The 20,129-nt window shown below is 60.6% G+C and carries 28 protein-coding genes; 8 read left to right on the top strand and 20 right to left on the bottom strand.

Annotated features, from left to right (window positions below):
• Positions 1 to 58: 58 nt before the first annotated feature.
• Entirely contained in the window at positions 59 to 649 is a 591-nt protein-coding gene (locus tag AC3EML_RS16150) for a TetR/AcrR family transcriptional regulator (protein WP_023730434.1), read from the top strand.
• A 92-nt stretch (positions 650 to 741) separates the two neighbouring features.
• Here the strand turns inward: AC3EML_RS16150 and AC3EML_RS16145 are convergent, their stop codons facing one another.
• Positions 742 to 1,968, bottom strand: a complete 1,227-nt coding sequence (locus AC3EML_RS16145; protein WP_352520966.1) for an anion transporter — start codon at positions 1,966 to 1,968, stop codon at positions 742 to 744.
• A 763-nt stretch (positions 1,969 to 2,731) separates the two neighbouring features.
• Positions 2,732 to 2,968: a hypothetical protein gene (locus tag AC3EML_RS16140; protein WP_352520967.1), complete on the bottom strand. Its 237-nt coding sequence runs from the start codon at positions 2,966 to 2,968 to the stop codon at positions 2,732 to 2,734.
• Between the two features lie 274 nt (positions 2,969 to 3,242).
• Between AC3EML_RS16140 and AC3EML_RS16135 the strand changes: the two genes are divergently transcribed.
• The 6 genes from AC3EML_RS16135 (at position 3,243) to AC3EML_RS16110 (ending at position 6,212) form a co-directional block, all read left to right on the top strand.
• Positions 3,243 to 3,569 (top strand): hypothetical protein, encoded by a 327-nt coding sequence (locus AC3EML_RS16135; RefSeq protein WP_023727873.1) that lies wholly within the window; start codon positions 3,243 to 3,245, stop codon positions 3,567 to 3,569.
• Positions 3,570 to 3,983: 414 nt separating this feature from the next.
• Positions 3,984 to 4,334, top strand: coding sequence for a hypothetical protein (locus AC3EML_RS16130; RefSeq protein ID WP_352557177.1), 351 nt, complete (start codon positions 3,984 to 3,986; stop codon positions 4,332 to 4,334).
• Between the two features lie 5 nt (positions 4,335 to 4,339).
• Entirely contained in the window at positions 4,340 to 4,507 is a 168-nt protein-coding gene (locus tag AC3EML_RS16125) for a Thivi_2564 family membrane protein (protein WP_023671469.1), read from the top strand.
• Positions 4,508 to 4,520: 13 nt separating this feature from the next.
• Positions 4,521 to 4,814, top strand: coding sequence for a hypothetical protein (locus AC3EML_RS16120; protein ID WP_352520968.1), 294 nt, complete (start codon positions 4,521 to 4,523; stop codon positions 4,812 to 4,814).
• 161 nt (positions 4,815 to 4,975) lie between these two features.
• The gene (locus AC3EML_RS16115; RefSeq protein WP_023715175.1) at positions 4,976 to 5,446 is read left to right on the top strand and encodes a GFA family protein; all 471 of its coding nucleotides are present in this window, start codon (positions 4,976 to 4,978) and stop codon (positions 5,444 to 5,446) included.
• Between the two features lie 571 nt (positions 5,447 to 6,017).
• The gene (locus AC3EML_RS16110) at positions 6,018 to 6,212 is read left to right on the top strand and encodes a hypothetical protein (RefSeq protein ID WP_023824484.1); all 195 of its coding nucleotides are present in this window, start codon (positions 6,018 to 6,020) and stop codon (positions 6,210 to 6,212) included.
• An 83-nt stretch (positions 6,213 to 6,295) separates the two neighbouring features.
• Here the strand turns inward: AC3EML_RS16110 and waaF are convergent, their stop codons facing one another.
• On the bottom strand, positions 6,296 to 7,318 hold the full coding sequence (gene waaF / locus AC3EML_RS16105) for a lipopolysaccharide heptosyltransferase II (RefSeq protein ID WP_023824483.1): 1,023 nt from the start codon (positions 7,316 to 7,318) through the stop codon (positions 6,296 to 6,298).
• 519 nt (positions 7,319 to 7,837) lie between these two features.
• Here waaF and AC3EML_RS16100 point away from each other — a divergent pair.
• Positions 7,838 to 8,821, top strand: coding sequence for a glycosyltransferase family 25 protein (locus tag AC3EML_RS16100; RefSeq protein ID WP_352520969.1), 984 nt, complete (start codon positions 7,838 to 7,840; stop codon positions 8,819 to 8,821).
• A gap of 19 nt (positions 8,822 to 8,840) precedes the next feature.
• Here AC3EML_RS16100 and msrA read toward each other — a convergent pair whose 3' ends face one another.
• The 17 genes from msrA to AC3EML_RS16015 all read right to left on the bottom strand — a co-directional run bounded on the left by msrA (position 8,841) and on the right by AC3EML_RS16015 (position 20,129).
• Complete coding sequence (msrA, locus tag AC3EML_RS16095) at positions 8,841 to 9,359, bottom strand: peptide-methionine (S)-S-oxide reductase MsrA (RefSeq protein ID WP_352520970.1); 519 nt, start codon at positions 9,357 to 9,359, stop codon at positions 8,841 to 8,843.
• A gap of 68 nt (positions 9,360 to 9,427) precedes the next feature.
• Positions 9,428 to 9,751, bottom strand: coding sequence for a hypothetical protein (locus tag AC3EML_RS16090; protein ID WP_023689880.1), 324 nt, complete (start codon positions 9,749 to 9,751; stop codon positions 9,428 to 9,430).
• Positions 9,752 to 9,754: 3 nt separating this feature from the next.
• Positions 9,755 to 9,946, bottom strand: coding sequence for a hypothetical protein (locus AC3EML_RS16085; protein WP_023671459.1), 192 nt, complete (start codon positions 9,944 to 9,946; stop codon positions 9,755 to 9,757).
• Complete coding sequence (locus AC3EML_RS16080; RefSeq protein WP_352520971.1) at positions 9,931 to 10,170, bottom strand: ABC transporter permease; 240 nt, start codon at positions 10,168 to 10,170, stop codon at positions 9,931 to 9,933. The genes AC3EML_RS16085 and AC3EML_RS16080 overlap by 16 nt, the downstream gene beginning before the upstream one ends.
• A 96-nt stretch (positions 10,171 to 10,266) precedes the next feature.
• Positions 10,267 to 10,470 carry a Pam3-gp28 family putative phage holin gene (locus AC3EML_RS16075; protein WP_023689878.1) on the bottom strand — a complete coding sequence of 68 codons (204 nt, stop codon included), beginning with the start codon at positions 10,468 to 10,470 and terminating at the stop codon, positions 10,267 to 10,269.
• Positions 10,467 to 11,159, bottom strand: a complete 693-nt coding sequence (locus AC3EML_RS16070; protein WP_352520972.1) for a glycoside hydrolase family 108 protein — start codon at positions 11,157 to 11,159, stop codon at positions 10,467 to 10,469. Before AC3EML_RS16070 ends, AC3EML_RS16075 begins: the two co-directional genes overlap by 4 nt.
• 170 nt (positions 11,160 to 11,329) lie before the next feature.
• Positions 11,330 to 12,274, bottom strand: a complete 945-nt coding sequence (locus AC3EML_RS16065; protein WP_023814807.1) for a glycosyltransferase — start codon at positions 12,272 to 12,274, stop codon at positions 11,330 to 11,332.
• Between the two features lie 36 nt (positions 12,275 to 12,310).
• Positions 12,311 to 14,320: a pyocin knob domain-containing protein gene (locus AC3EML_RS16060; RefSeq protein ID WP_352520973.1), complete on the bottom strand. Its 2,010-nt coding sequence runs from the start codon at positions 14,318 to 14,320 to the stop codon at positions 12,311 to 12,313.
• Between the two features lie 110 nt (positions 14,321 to 14,430).
• A complete protein-coding gene (locus tag AC3EML_RS16055; protein ID WP_023734801.1) occupies positions 14,431 to 14,583 on the bottom strand; it encodes a hypothetical protein in 153 nt (50 codons plus the stop codon).
• Entirely contained in the window at positions 14,574 to 14,876 is a 303-nt protein-coding gene (locus tag AC3EML_RS16050; RefSeq protein WP_352520974.1) for a hypothetical protein, read from the bottom strand. Before AC3EML_RS16050 ends, AC3EML_RS16055 begins: the two co-directional genes overlap by 10 nt.
• A 369-nt stretch (positions 14,877 to 15,245) precedes the next feature.
• The gene (locus tag AC3EML_RS16045; protein ID WP_352520975.1) at positions 15,246 to 15,503 is read right to left on the bottom strand and encodes a hypothetical protein; all 258 of its coding nucleotides are present in this window, start codon (positions 15,501 to 15,503) and stop codon (positions 15,246 to 15,248) included.
• A 10-nt stretch (positions 15,504 to 15,513) separates the two neighbouring features.
• Positions 15,514 to 15,915, bottom strand: a complete 402-nt coding sequence (locus AC3EML_RS16040) for a hypothetical protein (RefSeq protein WP_488505256.1) — start codon at positions 15,913 to 15,915, stop codon at positions 15,514 to 15,516.
• Between the two features lie 41 nt (positions 15,916 to 15,956).
• Entirely contained in the window at positions 15,957 to 16,163 is a 207-nt protein-coding gene (locus AC3EML_RS16035; protein ID WP_023734799.1) for a hypothetical protein, read from the bottom strand.
• Complete coding sequence (locus AC3EML_RS16030) at positions 16,160 to 16,555, bottom strand: SMI1/KNR4 family protein (protein WP_023735867.1); 396 nt, start codon at positions 16,553 to 16,555, stop codon at positions 16,160 to 16,162. The genes AC3EML_RS16035 and AC3EML_RS16030 overlap by 4 nt, the downstream gene beginning before the upstream one ends.
• 2 nt (positions 16,556 to 16,557) lie before the next feature.
• Positions 16,558 to 18,876 (bottom strand): hypothetical protein, encoded by a 2,319-nt coding sequence (locus tag AC3EML_RS16025; protein ID WP_352520976.1) that lies wholly within the window; start codon positions 18,874 to 18,876, stop codon positions 16,558 to 16,560.
• Positions 18,877 to 19,407, bottom strand: a complete 531-nt coding sequence (locus tag AC3EML_RS16020) for a hypothetical protein (protein WP_023743954.1) — start codon at positions 19,405 to 19,407, stop codon at positions 18,877 to 18,879.
• Between the two features lie 2 nt (positions 19,408 to 19,409).
• Positions 19,410 to 20,129: a hypothetical protein gene (locus tag AC3EML_RS16015; protein ID WP_352520977.1), complete on the bottom strand. Its 720-nt coding sequence runs from the start codon at positions 20,127 to 20,129 to the stop codon at positions 19,410 to 19,412.

Here is a 20,129-nt window from a genome sequence, read left to right as displayed (position 1 = left end):
CGACGGAGAGGATCAGGCTTTCGGTTGTATGTATATTCACTAGTCGGTATACTTGCGTATGAGCGAAGCACCAAGCCCTACCCGCAAACGCATTGTCGATGCCGCAACGAAGCTGTTCTATGCCGAGGGGATCGGCCGCGTCAGCGTCGATGCAGTGGCGGAAAAAGCCGGGCTGACCAAGCGCACGCTCTACTATCATTTCAAGAGCAAGGACGATTTGATCGCGGCCTATCTCGACGGTCGCGACCAGCCGAACCTCAAGCAGATAGCCGGCTGGTTCGAGATGGCCGAAGGCGATGTCGAGCGCAAGGTCGAGGCGATTTTCACCAATCTGGCGCGCGTGGCGAAGCACCCGAAATGGAGAGGCTGCGGCTTTCTGCGCACGGCAGCCGAACTCGCTTCCATGCCCGGACACCCGGCCGTTAAAGCGGGGGCGCGGCATAAGCAGAATTTCGAGACCTGGCTGGCCGGCGAACTCACAGGCCACGGCGTCGACGAGCCGCAGACCCTGGCGCGCGAAATCGTGCTTTTGATGGACGGCGCGTTCTCGATCATGCTGATCCACCGCAACCCCGACTATGTCGAGGCCGCCGGACATGCCGCTGCAACGCTGGTTCGAGCAAGGTCAGGATCGGCGACTATCCGCTAGAGCGTTCACCGTTTAATGGAGACGGCGAAACACGCTATTTCTTTGACGCAATTCCGGACGGAGAACCACTTCACACTTTTCGTGGAGTTGCTCTAGAATCCAGCCGCCAGCCATGCCGTGCCGACGGCAAGGGTGAGCAGCGTCAGTGGCAGGCCGACCTTGAAGAAGGCTGAGAAGGACAGCTGCGTGCCGGCCGCCCGCGCCTGTTCGGCGACGATCAGGTTGGCGACCGAGCCAAGCAAGGTGAAGTTGCCGGCCAGCGTCGAGCTCATCGCCACCACCAGCCAGGCACGCCCGGGGTTCTCAAGGCCGGGTATGAATGGCCGCAGCGCCAGCACGGCCGGAACATTGCTCATGATGTTGGAGAGCACCGCGGTGAAGCCCGATAGACGCCAGACGTCGTCCAGCCCGAGGTTCTTGGCCGAGGCGATGATGTCGGGCGTCAGCAGCGTCTTTTCGGCGCCGGCGACAACGATGAACAGGCCGGCGAACATGAACAGCAGCGGACCGTCGATCTCGCGGTAGACGCGGGCCGGCTTGATGGCGCGGGTGAGCAACAGGATGGCGCCGCCGATGAGCGCTGCCTTGGCAACCGGAACGCCGGCGAAGAAGGCGATGGCCAGGCCGATGCAGACAACCACCGCCTTCAGCACCTGTCCCGGCAGCATGCGGCCGCGATAGACTTCCGGGTTGAGATCGGCGGTGCGGGCGAATTCGGCGCGGTAGACGATGCGCACGATGACGACGACCGCGACGAGGCCGAAGAGGGCAACCGGCGCCAGGGCGGCCGAAAAGGCCGGGTAGGAAATTCCCGACAGCGCGCCGATGACCATGTTCTGCGGGTTGCCGGTGATGGTGGCGACGCTGCCGCAGTTGGACGCGGTGGCGGTGGCGATCAGATAGGGAATGGGATTGCGATTGATGACACGGGTGACGTGGACGACGATCGGCGCCATGACCAGGCAGATGGCGTCGTTGACCAGGAACGCCGACAGCACGCCGGTCAAAAGCGTCACCATCACCAGCAGCACGAAAGGCGCGTGCGCATGCTCGATAGCGTAGGCGCCAAGCGCCCGGAAGGCGCCGGACACCTTCAGATGCGCCACCACGATCATCATCCCGAGCAGCAGCGTAATGGTGTCGAAATTGATGGCGCGATAGGCATCTTCCATACTGAGTGCGCCGATGGCGATCATCGCCGCACCCCCCAGCAAGGCGATCCCTGCCCGGTCGAGACGGAGGCCTGGAATACGCCCGATTGCGACGCCGGCATAAGTCAGGACAAGGATCAAAAGTGCCGCTGCGCCCATCAATGTCATTGGCAGACATCCTTGTCCAAACGAACCGACGCAGGAACGGACTGTTCCCGCTCAGGCATTTGCCGGGCAGCTTTAACGCCGCTCCAGCAAAGCGAAAGCCTATAACGATCCGAATGCGAAAATCGGTGGGCAAAATCGCGGGTCGACCGATGCCGGGAGCAACCGGAGCTTGATCTTGAGACGGCCGAGATTGGGAATGAGACACGCGCGGCGGACTGCAGGTGGCCTGAGATTGCCATCCGCGAACTTCCCCTCGGAAGGCTCTCGTGGCGTATGTAATTAAATTCTAATTTAGGCTTTCCGGGTATGGATGCTTAGCCATATTTCGGCCTTGGGGTATCAGATGGTCCAGGTTCTTGAGAGGGAATGCCGTGTCTCGGAGAACGAGGCTCTGCTGGCGCGTCCGATGGAATGTCCACAATGCCACGGAACCCGCAAGGTGTTTGTCTGTGCCCGGTGGGCCAGCTCGAACGGCCATTGCTGCCCCGGAGGAACACACCGGCTCAGTTGCCCCGGTCACAGCGTCGCGTGCACGGAGTGCGAAGAGAACCTTGAGCGTGTCTGAAGCGATCGCGACTATTTCCTGTCGGGAAAACGCAAAAAGCCGCTCCGGCGAACCGGAGCGGGCTTTGCAACCATACGCCAAGAGTACCCTGCTGAGACCAGTACCCTGCCGAGAGCCGACCCGCTTTGCGTTTCCGCCACGGCAATAAATTGGTAGCGGCACTTCCAGAAAAGCGATTGTTGGCTAACCGCCGTCGAATTACTCGCCCGACTGGCCGTCGCCAGTCACAATGCTCCCCAGAATTCCAAAGTCCTGAGACTTAGTTCCTTGGCCCGCAGTCAGGAATCCATCCGCATCCAGGCCGCGCCGCAGCAGTTCCCGCACCGCCGCGGACCGGCTTGGCATGCGCTTTTCGAAGCGCCAGTTTTCCAAGGCAGCCAATTCCTCGGCTGTCAGCATGATCTGCAGTCGCTCGGGTCGTTCCAGCTCGGCCATTCGCGCCTCCAACCGTCAAGACCAAAAAATATGGTGAGTTAGTATGTGTCTCAATTGCAGTATAGCTAGGGGTCCCCGTGCAGCGCGTCAAGAGAGGCTGATGGGTGACTCACATAGAAGACCAACGATGAGGAAGACACGCCGATAGCACAACCCGCGCAGTCTGCTAACTACTTGATTTACTTAAGAATATTTTATATTCTTCTTGCCATCTGAAGGTCGTTGGCGCATCTTGACCACGACGGGACAACCGGCTCCTGAAAGGAAGGTTTCCATGCGCTACGGATATTCGGCTCGGCTACGGGAGGATCTCAATTCACGGGTCCTGGGCGCGCTGCGCTCGCGCGGAATGGTCAATATTGCGGTGGTTGCCGAGGACATACGATTGCGTAACCTGGACGAGAACGTCGCCCTTGAAGATGTCGAGCGGCTTGTGATGCAGACGGCCCAACTCTACGGCGCGGTGATGGAGTTGGACGGACTGACCTCCGTCGAGGCGGGGAGATTGACTTCGCTTGCCGACGATAAGCACGAACTGTCTGGCATCGGCAATTCCGACACCACAGGCGGTCAAACCGCTCCCCTGCTGGGATTGTCCTAAGGCGCGACCCGCCTTTCAATCGACAAAATCCGCGAGAGAGATTTGGACCGAGCTCAGCGGCGCTTTGAGCGTCCAGACGACGCCTTGTTCCCCAAATTCCAGTTGTCCGGTGCCGCTAAGCGCTTGTGGTGCAACCCGCTTGAGCACGACGGAGCCAAAACCGCGGCGCGTCGTCCCACTCAAGTTCGGCGGCCTCGTTGTAGAAGGTGATGCGGCCCCGTGTGTCGATGGTGTAGGCTGCAACGGGCAACGCTCCCAACAAACTGGCGGGCCCGACACCTGGGATTCCAATCCCCGCATGTTGGATGACGTATTTCCCTACCCCAAATTCCCCACCTGCTCGATTTGCCCGTTCCGCGGTAGCTGAGATGCACGTGCGAGGTTTCGGTTCCCGTCGTCCCCTTGGGACGGCAATTGTTCTCCTGCGAAAAGGCGATCACCCGCCGGGCGGCGCCGGATCTCAGGGCTCGCGCAAATGTCGACAACGAAGCGCAACTCAGGCCGTCTTTGTCGGAAGCTCGTCAACCCGAGGCGGTTCTCCCGTTAGCCCGCCTGACGCCAGCAACAAGTTGCCTGGAAACCGTGTCGCCGATGGCAAACGACAACCATTGCGGCAAACAGGCCCTGATCGGCATCCAGCTTCAAAGGCGGAACGTTGTTTCGCGGCCTTTACGCTGCGCCGATGGCTTCGCATCGACAGGAACCAATCAAGGGCCAGAGCGTTTGCCGCTGCGTACTCTTCTCAGACGTAGCCAGACCGAGTGAGGGACATGGCTTCATCGGTACTTATCGGCATTCTAATCACTTTCCTGGTGATCATCCTGGTGCTCTATCTCATCCAGCGTCTGCCGCTCGATGGCCGCACGAGGCAGATCGCGCAGATCGTTGTCATCATTATCGGCATCATTTCGCTGTTGAAATACCTGGCCGTATTTTAGGATAAGGATCGCCATGACATCCCAAACAATCGCATGGATCATTGGAACGGCCTTGTTTGCAGCAACAAGCACGGCCCACGCCCGACCCGACACGCGTTCGATGAGCTGCGAGGAGACGCAGCACCTGATCCAGAGCCATCACTCGGCGGTGTTGACGACCGGCCGGAATACTTACGATCGCTATGTCCGCCAATACGGCAACGAGTGCGACTGGCCGGAGGTGCCGGTCGCTGCCTCCGTTCCGACACGTGATGGCCAGTGCCGTGTCTATTGGTGCCGGGAACCGGTGTTCGATTTCCCGAACTGACATATCCAGCAGCCTTGCGGCGGTCGTTGCCATGGCGCTCCCGGGTTCAGACGATGCATTGCGCGAGGCGACATGGAACCCTTGCGCCGCGCGTGAATTGATTGTGCGCATGGCGCTGCAAGATGTAGCGGTGTGATGCCCAACCAGATGGAGGAGCGGTCATGCCCAATGATACAAGGCGGAGCGGCAGCTGCCTGTGCGGCGGCATCCAGTTTTCGGTGACGGGAGATCCCTTTCGGATTGGCCTTTGCCATTGCAAGGACTGCCGCAAGGCTAGCGGGTCGGCTTTTTCGGCGTTTGCAGTGTGGCCGCTCGAGGCGTTCGAAACGACGGGTATCGTCAACAGCTACGGCGACAGAAGTTTTTGTCCCACCTGCGGCGGCCGGGTCCCTTTGGTTCGTGAGAATGAGGTGGAAGTGACGATTGGCAGCCTCGATGAGGTGCCCACCGAAGGGCTGGAGCCCAGCTATGAACTCTGGGTCAATCGCCGTGAGCACTGGTTGCAACCCTTGCCTGCCGCCCGGCAATTCGAGCACGACCGGGTCGATGACGAGCCGACAAACCGGACAGCCGAACCGATTTCTGACGGTGTCGAGACGCCGTCTAGCTTGCCGCAACGCAAGTCGGCCTAGCGCGAGCGGCGCAGACAGCCGGCAGGCAGGAAATTCATTCTCGAAACCGCCCGATGTCGACAGGGCCGGGTCCGACAACATTTCACCCGGTAGAAGCCAAACGCAAAAAGCCCGCCTTGGCGTCAAGCCAAGGCGGGCGGTAGATCATCCGGCCTGCGCTGCCGTGGAACGATGGGTTGGCCAAAGCCCTGGGCTGAGACCCGGTGCCGTTTGTAACCGGCGATTGACTACGGAGCGGCCCCGGTCAGCTGGAATTCGTCTTGTGGTTGCAACGATGCTACGTTTTGTTTGGAAACGAGAGCCTAAGGCCACGCAATATCGTTACGTCAACTATGCTGTCCAAGTATCTCGTGGTGTGAACTGAAGGAATCTTCCTGTCTTGTACAAAAGAACGCTTTGTTTATTTTCTTTCCGTCAAATAGTGTAGCGAATCTTGAAGCCGGATGGGGCGGGTTTCATGCAGCCAGCGCCTTCGCAGGATCGCGGTCCGCACGTGCAATATCCACTTCACGGCTATCTTCATGCAAGCATAGTCGGCGCAAAGTTCATGCGCAGACATTGGGGGGCACCGATGGACCAGCCGAGCAAAATGGAGAACCTGCAGTTCGCGCAAGCGATACTGCGGGAGCTTCGGCAGAAAGCCGAAGCCGACGGCGAGAAGCTTCTGACCTACCTCATTGACATGGCCTACCTTGAAGCCAGCGACCGCATCCGTGCCCACTGGGTCGGCAATCACGAGCCCGAAAACCGCAGGGCCAAGGGGTAGTGTCAAGGGGTAAACCCGAAACGGGGCTATGGTTGCCCCCACGGAGCGTTTGATCAGACGCTTGGGGCCGGCGAGGCCACCGGTCAGTTGGCAATACCGGCTGAGAGGTCAGCCAGAACCTCCCTCACCCGAGTTTCGCTGACGCCGCGCGTGTCCTTGACCCAGCTAGGCGTCGAAAGCGGCGGTTCGATAAAGCGAACATGGTTGTTTACGGGCCCATGCACATAGGGGCGATTCAGCCCGTAGATGAGCGCGCATGGGACGTTCAGGGCAGCGGCGGCGTGGGAAATCCCGCCATCAACCCCGAGGAACATGGTCGACGCGGCGATCTGGCACATCGCGTCAGCAATCGACGGGGTCGAGGTGAAGTCGATTGCCTCAGGAATGGCGGCGCGGATTTTTGCGGCACCGGCGTGCTCGCGCGGTCCGCCCACAATCCAGATTGCCCAGCCGCGATCATGATGGTCTCTGGCGATCGAAATGAAGCGCTCGACGGGCCATGAGCGGAAATTCTCAATGTCGGCAGTATAGAGCGCCAGGGCCGGTCGGCCGGCATCGATCTTCTTGTGCTGGCGCCAATCGTCCAACTCGGCCGGATCGACCACAAGCCGGGGCGCCGGCCACTCTGCGCCCGCAGCCGGCTTTTCGCCAAGCGAGGCAATCGAGCAGACCTCCTCGAAGAGCCGCGTCTTGCGGGGTCCGAAGGCCCATAGATGCGCCAACCAGCCGGCGGGGAAGCGATTGAGGAGGCCGAATTGCAACTCCTGCGGATAGCCGATGCGCTCCTCTATTCCGGCCATGAACGCCATCAGCGCCGCCTTGGTGCTGCTGGTCATCAGATAGGCCGTACGGTAATTTTCCTTGCGCAACTCACCAACCAGGCGGCTGCGCTCGCCAAAACCGGGGCGCTGATGACGCTTGGCAAGCGCCCAGCCCTTCCTGACATGCGGCATCAGGCGCGCCAGCGGCGCTGCGACAGGCGAGGTGACGACATCTATGGGGCGATCAGGAAATCGCGCAGCGATGATCTGGATGGCAGAATGGCAACGGACGAAGTCGCCGACCGCGGGGAAGCCGACGAAGAGGATTGGATCGCCGGTCGTCAAGGAAGCGCTTCGCCGTCAACGATGCGGAGTGTAGGGGTCGCGCGAAAATGGACGGGAGGCATTTCGGGATCGATCGAGGCGTGCAGGACTTCGTCCTGTGGGCGGCCGGTGCCGGCCGACGACCTAGCGCCGGTGCAAACCAAATCGACATGACGCTGAATCAGCCGCATTGACCTTGCCTCACAATGCTCTCAAGACGGCCCAGTTGCGTCACGGGCTGGGCATTGTCAAGGTCGCGCCAGAAACGCAAAAAGCCGCGGCGGCCTCGACCGGGTTACGGAATCGTTAATCAGCGCTTGCTACTATGCCGGATGACCAAGAATCTCGGCAATGCGCCCACGACCATCTCCAGGCAACAGCCAAAGACCTCCGCTCTTGGTCGGCTGGCGCCCGCCCTGTTTCCCCTTGTGGTCGTCGCGCTTGGATACATGATCGGCCGGCAATTCTTCGGCTTCTAGGGCGACTCAACTCGTCTACCCGCGCACGGTTAAGCCTCGCGCCTCGCCGGGGATGCAGTCAATGTCCACCCAACCTCCAAAATCAACCGGCGGCACGTACGCCGCTACCCACTGCCCCGCACGTAAGCAAATTTTGTGCAATAACGGGAACGTGATATTCACTGATCACCGGACAAAGGGGGCGCTGATGAGGTGTCTGGTGATCAATCTTGATCGTTCTCGCGATCGGCTGGCGCATGTCGCGTCCGAGTTCGGCCGGATCGGAGTACCATTTGAGCGTGTCTCCGCCATTGGTTGCCCCGATTGCTGCTCTGTCGCCAAAAGCCCGCTGAGCGCTGCTGAGGTTTGCTGTTTCCTGAGCCACCGCTCGTGTTGGGAGATCGTTGCGAACGGCGCGGATCAATATGGCGCGGTTTTCGAGGACGACGTCGTTTTCGGCGCTGGCGCCGGCTCGCTGCTTGCTTCCGATCAATGGGTGCCACGCGATGCCGATGTGATCAAGCTGGAAACGCATTTTGCCAAAGTGAGGGTCGGACGCAAGGAAGTCGCTCTCGATGATGGGTTTTCGCTTGCCAGACTTTATGGGCTGCACGCGGGCGCCGCAGGCTATGTCCTCTCCAGATCGGCAGCGCAAAGATTGCTGCGCAGGACCATGCATCTGAGAGGAGAGGTCGACTTCGTTCTTTTTCACCCAGGATTCATGACCTGCTCGCTCAACCGAATCTATCAGATCATGCCGGCGCTTTGCGCACAGCACCATTTTGTTTCGGGACGAGAGCGCTTTCCAAGCCTAGTGCGACGGCCCGGGAGGCGGCCAAAGCCGTTTCTCGATCGAATTGTTGGAGAAGCGGTGCGAACCTTCGCCTATCTTCGAAACCAGAGCCTGACCGGAACAAAGAAGATCGAGGCCGTCGCGTTCTCAGACTCTGAGGTCGACGGCAAACCCGTCCACGGCGCGTTCGTCTATGGGCAGCCCGAGCATGGCCACCTCTACGAGGCGGCCGGCATACCGATCGCGCGGAAGAATAGTTCGACCGCCAGATAAGCAGACGATAGCGGCTGCGTTACGAAACAGCCTTTTCGCGGACCGGAAGCTTCCAGCCCGGCCTGACAAAGTGGCAGGTATAGCCGTTGGGGTATTTCTCGAGATAGTCCTGATGCTCTGGCTCCGCCTCCCAGAAATCGCCCGCCGGCGCAAGCTCGGTGACGACCTTGCCCGGCCACAGTCCAGAGGCATCGACTTCGGCAATGGTGTCTTCGGCGACGCGCTTCTGCTCGTCGCTGGTGTAGAAGATCGCCGAGCGATAGCTCATTCCGACATCGTTGCCCTGGCGGTTCCTGGTGGTCGGATCGTGGATCTGGAAAAAGGATTCGAGCAATGTGCGAAAGCTGATCCTGGCCGGATCGAAAACGATCTCGATGGCTTCGGCATGGCTGCCGTGGTTGCGATACGTGGCGTTGGGCACATCGCCACCGCTATAGCCGACGCGGGTAGAGATCACGCCGGGATAGCGCCGGATCAAATCCTGCATGCCCCAGAAACAGCCGCCGGCAAGGACTGCACGTTCGGTGGACGTCGCCATATCATACCTCCATTGGATTGCTCCTTAGGTAGGCATTGTCGCCGGCTTCTTCCAGCATCTCAAGTGCATCACTCGTTGCCGGCCGAGCCGAACCGCCGCACGATGACCTCGAAGACGATGTCGGAAATCCACATGGCCGAGACGCCGATCAAAAAGGCGGCGGCGAGCGTCGTGGTGTCGTCGGCCGGATCGGGGATAGGCATGCCGGTTGCCCTGAACCAGGCGACGGCAGGCAGCGTCAGATACGCAGCCGCCAGCGCCCCGCAGATCGGCGAGGCAATCATCTCGCGCAGCTTGTAACGATGGCGCGACAGTGCTCGCAGCACGCCGCCAGCTAGCCCGGCGGCGACGACCGGCCCCTTGATGCCGAGCATGTCGAAGAGGTCGTGCATCGGCTAAGGCCTCCATCCGCAGAGCTTTTGTCCCTTGCGGTTGTGCGCCAGGAGCGCTCTCGCCTCGGCGTCCGACAGGACGTCGACGGCTTCGGCCGACAGGCGCAGCGGGCTCGAAATCGCGCAGAAGCCGCCCGAAGCAGTCGTGCACCCGGCAAGCGCCACAAGCAGCGCAAGCATCAGTCCCTTGCCCATGATTTCAGCTCCTTTCGAACAGCGTCCGCCGGCAGTGCTCCGACGTCGTCCTGCACCTGCTCAGCGACCGCGCGCGCCGCGGCCTCAGCGGCCGCCAGTTTGCCGCGCTCGGCCCTGGCGCCGGCCAGCCGCTGGTGAGCGCCCCAACAAAGGGCGGCGATGACCGATGCCAGGAAGCCCAGCAGCGCTTTGTTGCCAAGCAGGACGGCGAGGAGCGCGCTCACAGCAGCCACCCGGCGACAAGCCCGGCGGCAAAGCCGATAGCATAGGGTTTCGCGGCTTCGAAATAGGCGATGAGCAGTTGTTGAAACCCTTCCATGTCAGTGCTCCCAGCCGGATTTGCGGGCCAGCCAATGCCAGGTCTCGGTGACCGAGGCGATGGCGAGACCGGCGGCGATCTCCAGACCAGCTTGAATGTCGGGGTCGGAAGAAAATGCCGCCGCGTCGTCGGCGCCGAGCAGGCCACGCGCGACCAGAACACCGGCGCCGTAACGCAAGCCGATGCGGATGAAGACGGCGATCATGACGAACTCCTTGCGAAAATCGATTTCAGGATTTGAAGCAGCGCACGCCAGAACGGCAGGCGTTCGACGGGGCTGACGCGCCCGCCGGTAGACACCGGCGGCATCGCACTGCCGGGCTTCGGCGAGAGCGCTGATGGCAGGGTCGGGGAGCCCGGCAAAGGTGCCGGAGCGGGCTGTAGTGCCGACATCAACAGCGCCTGGGAACGGACCGACCTGATGCGATCGCTCCAACCCTTGCCGAAAACCGGCCAGGTCGGCAGCCGCCGCAGGAATGCCAGGCGGGCATCGCAAAGATCGTCGATGACTGCGCCCGGTGGCCTGGCGCCGACAGCTTTGAGCGTGGCCGGGCCGATCCTGCCGTCCTGTGGGGTGCCAACTGCCGCCTGCAGATATTTAGCCGCCCTGCCCGGCCCACTGTTCACGGCGAAGTCGAAGACAGCATAGTCGACACCGCCGGGAAGCTCGGCGCCGGCTACCGCGTCCCAATAGAAGCGGCGATAGACCGTCGCCACCTGAGCGTTGCTGATCTCTCGCAGATCGGCCTTGCTGGCATCCGCCTTCACGTAGCGGCGGAAATTGGCGATGGTAACGCCTTTCATGGTAGCGCCACCGGGATCGGCCGGATTGTCGGACCAGCCGCCTTCCGATTTGAGGACGAGCGCAAGCGCCCGCGCGAAGTTGCGGTCCATGGGTAACCTCTGGAGATTGTGGAATTTAGCTCGGAGATTTTAGCCAGTCACAGATCACGCAAAGGAGACGAGTGTCCTGTTGATCCTGTTTGTGCCGACGGCATGTCGGTTGGCCAGCTATAACGCTTCCTCACCGGATAGGAATTTTGGATGGAGCGGCTAAAGCGGGCTCACGGAAGCACTTCCCCGTCAAGGATGCGCTTATAGAGTTCCAGGTAGGCCGTTGCGGTTTTCTGGATCGGAAATCTTTCGGCTGCCGATTCACGGCATGCTCGCGCGGAAATGCTGTTGATCTCATTGAGACCGTGAGCAAACTCATCATCGGTTTCGAAGAAACGCCCGCTGTCTGCATCGACCGTTTCGGCAAGCGCACCGCACCGAGTGGTCAGCACAGGCGTTCCGCACAGCATTGCTTCGACCGCCGCCATGCCGAACGGCTCTGCCCAGGAGATCGGGTTAAGGAAGGCGTACGCCTCGCCGAGCAATCGGAGCTTTTCCTCGCCATCAACAGTGCCGTGGAAGCGGTAGCGCCGCGATAAGCTCTTGAAGAACAGAGACTCTTTCCGGGTTTGGCTGCGCCCGAGCAACTTCCACCTCGAGCCACCCGCAATATCGAGAGCGAAGTTAAATTTCTTCGCCAGATCGACGGCCCGGTTGAGGCCCTTCCCGGCCCTCGCGATACCGCCCAAAAACAACAGCCGCTCACCTTTCCGATCTGCCAGCCGGTAGGCATCCACAGGGAAGCCGTTGTAAACAAACGTTTCTCGATCATGATGATGCGCGTGACTGGCGCTGACGAAGCTGTAATTTTGTCCCTTCCTCGGGGCGTTTGGAACATAGCCGTGCAGAGTGTAAAGCGCACGATATGGGCTTTCTACATCGTACCAGCCGTTGAAATGCACGATGTCAGTATTGATAGGGATCGCCCCCAGACATTCCACTACTGACGCGGCCTGCCGGACCTCGCAACGCGGATGGGTGGAGCCCACTCCGGCAATGAGTGTGATTTCATGTCCGAGAGATGCGAGTGCGCTGGCGAGCCAATCGATTTGCCGCTGGGTGCCGCCATAGCCTCTACAGGGAATTTTGCCTTGCACTGCAATAGTAATATGCATGTTCCAACGTTTAGACCGTTGCTCACATTTCGCAAGCTAGGCCCACGCTCTCACAACGAGTTTCCAGCTAGCGTTCGTTATGTCGTTAAAACCTGTTCCAGCCTTGTTAAGGACTTTAAGTGCGCCAGCAGCATTACCAATCCGCACATTCAAATTGGTCGCATCTGGCACGATGCTAATAGCTTGAGCGGTCGCATCAGTTGTATTGAGAGATGGGTTAATGGGTATCTCGTCACCAACCGAATACCCCGAATTAACCGTAGTACATTGAATGAAGGCCGCATAGAGCTTCGGCTTCACCCCCAGCCCATGAGCCAACGTCAGCGACCCGCCGGATGTGATGGTCTGCTGCGCGCTTTCATAAAACTTCTGAAGCAACGCCGTGGACGACTGGACATAGCGTGCATCCTGTTCGGCCTGCGACCATTGCAGCTTGATCCATCCTCCCCAGGCACCGCCAGCCTGCCTGCGCCGCCATAGCTTTTGGTCTGCCGCCGTAGTGTCGTTGACGAAATCATGCACCGTCTGCGTCCGGTAGCCAGTGCTTCCGTGCGCTTCCACAAACCCCAGGAACCAATTTACGCCGTCCGGCGCATTAGCCGCCGCCGAGGCCATATACCAGCCATTGTCCAGGGCGTTGTTCCAATCGGTGATCGTCTGCGCGACGACACCAAGGTTGGAACGGCTATCAAGTTTCAGATCAAACCCAGCCTTGACGAACCCCGTTGTAGCCAATTGCGTGGTATTCGTTCCAGGCGCTGCGGTCGGCCCCGTTGGCGTCCCGGTGAATGTCGGGCTGGCCTTCGGCGCCAGGCTGGACACCGCAATCCCACTGTCCTTCCCCACCTTGCCCGTGGTGCCCGCGAAAGTGACAATATCGTCGGTTGCCGAAGACGCAGGCCCCAAAAAATCTCCTACTCCCGTCCCGTCGGCGCCTCTGTCGCCGGCGCGGTCGAACATCAACCAGATGCCGTTGGCCACCGTCGGCAAAGTGCCGGCGCCACTGACATAGGCGAGCGTCAGTTTGCGGTAGCCGCTACCATCTACAACTGCGCCACTGACGTTATAGACATAGTAGATAGCGGTGGAGGCTTTCGAGCGCAGGGTCAACTGGCCCTTGATGGGGTTCGTGCTGTCATCAAAGCCATCGAGGATGCCACTCACGGTGGCGCCGCCGGCATCGAGATTATCGATATAGGCCGCGGTCACCAAGGCGGCGCTCGCATTGTTCAGCCGCAAGGTGCCGTTGCCCGGATCGGCGTCGGCTGTGGTCGTGGAAAAGGTGTAGCCGAGCGCCGCCACCGAGGTTGATGCCGCCGCAGCGCTGGCCGCCGCATTGGAAGCGGAGGTCGCGGCATTGGTGGCTGAGGTGGAAGCCGCGGTTGCCGAGCCCGAGGCAGCGCTCGCCGAACCGGCTGCAGCTGTAGCCGAGTTGCCTGCGTTGGTGGCGCTGGTCGCCGCGCCCGATGCCGAGCCGGAAGCCGCCGTTGCCGAATTGCCGGCATTGGTGGCGCTGGTCGCGGCTGTTGTGGCGGAGCCGGCGGCGGCCGTGGCCGAACCCGCGGCGGCGCCGGCCGAGGTGCCGGCATTGGTGGCGCTGGTGGCGGCAGCGTTCTTCGAGGTGAGCGCCGCAGCGGCACTGGCGGCAGCAGCGCTGGCCGCGCCCACCGCATCGCCCAGCGTGTCCTCCGACAGGTAAAAGGCGATCGTGACCGCGTCGGTGCCGATCACCGGATCGAGCGTTTCGAAAACATAGACGAAGTCGGCCGAGACCGCGCCCTGCTGAACATGCACCGTCGTGCCCTTCTGCATGGTGCGGCTGGTGCGGGCATCGGCGGCACGGAACCATTGGCCTTCGCTGGCGGTATAAATGCCGTTGTCGCGGGCATCGGTCTGGTTCTTGACCAGCACGCGGTCGCCGACCTCGGCCGGCACGCCGTCGATGGTCTGCAGGCCGTAAAGGGTGATGTTGCCCGTCGTCGCCAGGCGCACGGGTTCGCGTTCGCCGGTCAACAGGCGAACGGCGGCAGTTGCAGGTCGGGCCATAAGGCTTGCTCCATGAAAAAAGCCCCGCGATAGCGAGGCTTGAAAGAAGTTCCAATTTGGTGCGCCAGGATCAGCGCTGTGACGAAGGCCGAAGAGTTAGACGCGGCGCATCACCCCTCCTCAGGGTGCTTGCGCAGGTAGCGCAGCCGCTTGCGCTGCGCAGGCGTCACATAGCCATCCCCGGCCTCGGCCAGAATACGCTCTTCTTCGGTCGGCACTTTCTCCGGTTCAGCCGGCAGCCCAAGCTCGATCCTCAGCGCCATTGCCTCGGCGTCGCCCTCTGCATGACTGTGCGACCGATGTCATCAAAGTCCAGCAAGGGGTAAAAGCTGCGGTGTTCCCAACCCGTGGCATTCCGCTTTTTCTCTTCGTGGAGTTGATTCCATTCTTCGTATTTGGCCAGTAGCTCTGGCCTTTCCGAAGGATCACATGTCTCCAGCCGCCACAACCAGGCTATGGTCGGGTGTTGCCGCCGCTTGTTCAGTTCGATGTCGTCGTCATAGGAAACGTTCCACCGAGAAGTATCTTCCTGCCCATGTTCATTGCGGCGAGCCAAGGCCGCCGTCCCATGCGATTTTCAAGGTGACCGCTGGCCAGCCCTTCAGATGTAAGTGGGCGCCAGCGTAGCGAATCTAATAGACATTGCTGTTCTCCTCAACGGGTCCGTCCATACTGGAGCCACTTTGTCCGCTGGACAAGTATAACCCGGCAGTTCCTCCAACGCCCACGATCAGGCTGTCCAGCTGAATTATGCGTCTCAATGCTTCCGATTACGGTGACAGTGCACTCTTTTCAATTTGTCAGCTTTAGAGCTTTCGCTCTACCTCGCACTGGTGCGGACCTCTAGAAATACGCTGTCACCGTAATCCATCATTCTCGAAATTTTCATCTACGAACATCTCGGCAAATTTCTGAGGCGAAAGCGTTACGTCGTTGTCGCGAGCGATTTCGAGGTTCTTCGCCCATAGACCCCGGATTTCCGCCGGTATTCCTCGGAAAAATGAACAGATGCGGCAATTGCGCCCTGCCACTGTCCATCGCCTCCATAGAGAGTGTGCAGTTTGGGAGCTATCGCCTTCAAGGATTTATCCACCTCTTCGGGCAGCTCACCAATTACCCACAAAACATAAAATTCCAATAGTTTAAGCAGCGGCTTTCCGTCATAGCGCGGGTTATGTTCCACTCTATCTCTCCTATGCGTCATTGATGGCGTATTCGATAAGCCTTTGACAAACCCCCGCTAGGCTAGGTTTTTCTTTTATTGAGGCAAGCCAACCCTCGATGACTTCTCGACAGATATGTATCTCAAGAAAATATTCCAAACCGGCTTCGACGGCCTCCGGTGGCGATCTTCCCGTGTCCAGCCCGGTAGCAACCATCGCATCGGAATCCTCGGTCCAAGGCTCCGACGCATAAATCGTGTCGTACTCGTCAAACTCCGACAGCCTTGCAACTATGTCTATCAGCCTGCCTACTTGCCCCAAAGAGAAACCCTCCGCCACGATTCGGATGCAAAACCTCCTGGAAGATGGTACCATTATTATGTTGGGATCTAGGGACGAGTTGCTTGCGCCGGCGGTTCGTTGGATTTGCAAATGATCGTCCGACGCTGGTCATGGCTCGTGCTCCTTGCACTCTATTCCCCGTTTCGTCCCGCCTTTTCCAGTGCCGCCTTACGCTGAACTTCGATAGTTCGATTCCAAAAGCGCACCACTTGAAAATGCTCTTGCCTGGTCAACCAGATCTTGTTCTCCATGCTAACTGGATCGCCGCCAACCGCTACCGGTTTGATCTCGAACAATTCCATGCCTTTGGAACGCGAATCTGTACCTTGGACGCTCATTTCAAGTCCTCCAACGCAGCAAATAGACCGGCGAGGTCACGCGCTATCGTCTCGGCGGATTGCCGTTCCATAAATATGAATGGGATGCGCACGATCGGCATTTCCACATCGTGGGTGTCGAAGCCATAGGCTTCCCCTCCTCCATTCGACGCAAACAAGAGGATGCCTGGTGCGTATTTCTCAACCTCATATTCTCGATTGAAGTCTACCAACTCTTCAGCCTTGAAAAAAATTATATAGCTGTCGCCGATGAAGCCTTCACCTCCATTATGCTCCCTAAGGAAATTGGCGTAATCCTTCGGCAACGTCACTCCCAGGCTTGCGGGCAGGCCATCGACAACTGCAGCTTGAGCCGGTGGGTCGAAACGTCCCTTAGTTAGTGCATATCCCACTGCTATTCTCCAATGTCTTTTAGTAATTTGTTCCACCAGGGCGTAACCTGCTGCTGATGAACTTCTCGGGGCAGAATGACCTTGTTGGACGGATCGGTCGGACTCCCGCCAAACTTCACTGGCTTAATTTCATGCACATCCACGGGCTGGCCGACAAGGCCTCGCTCTTGGCGGATAATGCGATTGGCCTGATCAGCCGCTTTTCTAGCAGCTTTTTGCTGTGTACCTTCTAGCCGTATGAATAATCCATCTGGCTTGGGCACAACCGCTATCGGATAATCTGCCCAATCTGACATTGAGAAACTGCCCGAGGGGAGATCGGGAGCGACGGCCGGGTGTCCGCTGCCACCTTCGACGAGTCCCGCGCCTTCCTTAGACAACTCACCGGGAAGCTCTTTGGCGATGAGACCTTCGGCGCGCCCCGACGCCATGGCACTCAACGGCTCAAGTGTGCGAGGTATCCCTTTCGCGGCAACAGCAGCTCGCCCAATGCCCGGCCCAGGTATCGCCCAGCTCAATGCGTCATTTCCCTGACGCATCATCACCTTCTCGGCATTGTTCGAAGGCTCGAAGTAGCCTTGGCTGAAATCGGGAGGATCGCTTGTTCCAAGGGAAGCCCCGTAGCCAATCCCCTTCATCAATTTGCCTGCGAATATCCCCGCATTCGCACCTGCCTTGCCAAGGCCTCTGGCCTCCGATCGAAATACCTCGATCGCCGAAAGGCCAGGCTTGCCGCCAGGAAGAATCCCGCCCAGGCCGGCCTCATCCAATTCCCGAACCAAAGCTGCTCGTGCGACAGGACCCTTCGTGCGCGCGAACAACTCGCTCGCCTTCGCGTAGTTGTCCATGAAGTACATGCTTCCGCTGTCGCGCTGCTCGGCAAGCTTGAGGAGAAAAGAGAACGGCACGGGTTGGAGATTTTCATCAGCGATGCCCAATGCATTTTGCTGGGCGACAGACAAGGCTAGTGTTTTGTCGTAAGTATCTTGGTCGAAAGCCTCTGAATCAGAGGGCCCAGTGCCAAATACGGCTTTCCAACCCTCCGAGATTTCTGAAGACAATCCATCGACATAGTCACCTGGATAGACTCGTCTCCTTTCCAGGACCAGATTTGCCGCGGCAGCGGTTGAATCGTGGCCCGCCTGATCCGCCGGTGAAGCGTTCGGCCCCGGCTCGGCACTGACAACGGCGGCATTGATCTCCTGGTTCGACATGGTCGCCATGTCGAAAATCTTCTTGCCGACATTGGTACGCCATTCGAGACCCTGCCGGCGCCTGTCGCCCTCATCGAGGCCATAGATGGTCCTGTAGGCGTCCTTGCCCGGCATTGGGCCGGAGTAGGCGCCCGTGCGTGCTATCTCGTCCGGCGCTTCCCTCTCGGCGCGACCGATCTCGACGCGCGTCTGGATGTCCTGACTGAATTTTGCGACCTTTGCCTTTAAGGCCAGCGCATCCTGTTCCTCCTGCGGAAGATCGTCCCTGAACGCCTGCGCGATGCGGTCATCCGGCGTCTGCGTGCCGACGCGGTCTTCTTTCCCGGGCGCCATCCTTGGGCCGTCCACAAAGGAGTTGCCCGCAGCCTGCGCGCTATCGCCAGCGGTCTCGCCGCCGGCGGCCGCTGCGCCGCCCAGCATTTCAGCAGCCCGGTTCGGGTCCGTGGCGATCATCGCCTGAACCAGCGCCTTGGCCGAGTTGGTGCGCCAGGCGGCTTCCGCCGCTTGCCTGGCAAGCGGGTTGCCGATCTTGGCGATCAGGTCGAGCCCGCTCTGCCGGATCGCCTCGAAGGTCGCGGTGTCGTTCGGGTCGCCTTTTGCGATGGCGATGGCATTGGTCGTCAGTGTCGTGTCGACGGTGGCCTTCTCGTAGTCGTCGCGTTTGGTCTTTTGCCGCAGCGCCATGCGGTATGCGCCAACGACGCGCTTGTTTTCCTTCTGACCTGCGAAAGCGGCGCGCTGGCTTTCGGGCATCGTCCGTTTCGCATCGTCGAACAGCGTATCGTACAGGCCTGGTTTCACCACCCGGCCGGCGCGCAGGTCGACCTCGCCATACATGGCTTCATGCATGCCTGCGCCATCCGCCGGCGCGTTCGCCGCCACTTCATCTTCGGCCTGCGCGATCCGCGCGTCGAAGCCGCGACGCGCCAGCTCGGCGTCGAACGCGTCCTGCTGGTCCTTCATCTGCTGGTAGCGTTCGGCAAGAGCGGAAAGGTGGTCGCCGAAACCTTGCATGGCGCCGCCGATCGGCGACCCCTGGGGATATTGCACGGCGTTGCCGGTATCGAGCCGGCGCTGGCCGACGGAAAGGGGGATGATGTGTACCATCTAGGTGTTCCCCGCCCACGGAGCCCTGAGGGCCGCACTGCCGAAGATCACGGAGCGGCCCGGCACAGCGGCGGCCGCAGCGCTTGACGCTGCCGCTTTCGTCGGGTCGTTGATTTTGGAGAGGCCGCCAACGAGCGCGCTGCCGGCGTTGAAGATTGACGCCGTCACCGCCTGCTTGCCCTGGAAGCGCGAGATGGCGGCTTGGCTGTTGAGATTGTTCTGGCGCAGCTTCGAGCCATACAGCAGCGCGCCGAGATCCGCCTGGCCCTGCCTGGCATTCGCCGCCAGCACCTCGGTCGGCGAGCCGGCTATGCCGACGCCGGACGCGCCGGCCTGGGCGCGCGCCTGCGCCTGCAGCAGGTCCTGCTTGTGGCGCTCCTGGCCTTGCTCGAAGGCGGCGGCTTGAGCGTCCGCCTGCGCCTGCTGCTGATACGCCTTGGCCTGATAGTCGGCCATCTGCTTCGACTGCTGGCCCTCGGCCAGCGCGCCGCCGACGGAAAGAACGGTGCCGAGAAGGGCAAGTGTGCACATGGTCAGCCTCGTTCGCCCAGGGGTTTGTTTGCAGGAATGGGTTTTCTCGCGGGAATGGGTTTGATTGCGGGAATGGGTTTGCTTGCGGGAATGAACTTGCTTTTGACGCCGGCGACCGGCGCGCCAAGCTGCGGGCGCGGGTCGAGCGCACCGCCGGTGGCGAGCAGGGACAAAAGCAGCCGGTCGGCCTGCAGGCCGGCGCGGCTGAGGCGAGCGGGTGCGGCTGCCCGTGCGCCGGCCATGGCGGCGCGGCGGGCGGCGGTGAGGTTTATCTTCAGCTCGGCGACGCTGGCGGCGTCGAACAGGCCATTGGCGGTGGCGATGGCACGGACGAGCGCATCGGCCTCGAACAGTTCCTGGCGCAGCAGCTCGACCAGCCGGGCAGCGTTGCGCCAGCGCTCGGTCAGGGTGGCGGCTTTGGCCGCAATCTCGTCGCCAATAGCGGCAATGTCGGCGCGGGCTTCGCTCTCGGCGGCGTCGATGCGGCGCGTGTCGGCGACGCAGATGGTTTTTTCCAGCAAGGTGATGACGTCGTTGCAGGCATCGAGCGCGGCGCGCGCCGCGGCCAGGTCGCCGTCGCCAAAGACGGCCCGGTCCTCGGCCTGCTCCAGCGCGCGCCTGCGGACGACGGCGTCGTTAATGTCGGTGTCGAGCAAGGCGATGACGGCCGCGAAATCGGCAGCCGTCCGCGCCTTGCCGAGGGTCTCGGCATGGGGGGTCAT

It is taken from the genome of Mesorhizobium sp. P170090 (assembly GCF_057786115.1).
Note: the sequence above shows the minus strand (reverse complement) of the source record. Positions and strands in the feature narration are given on the sequence as shown.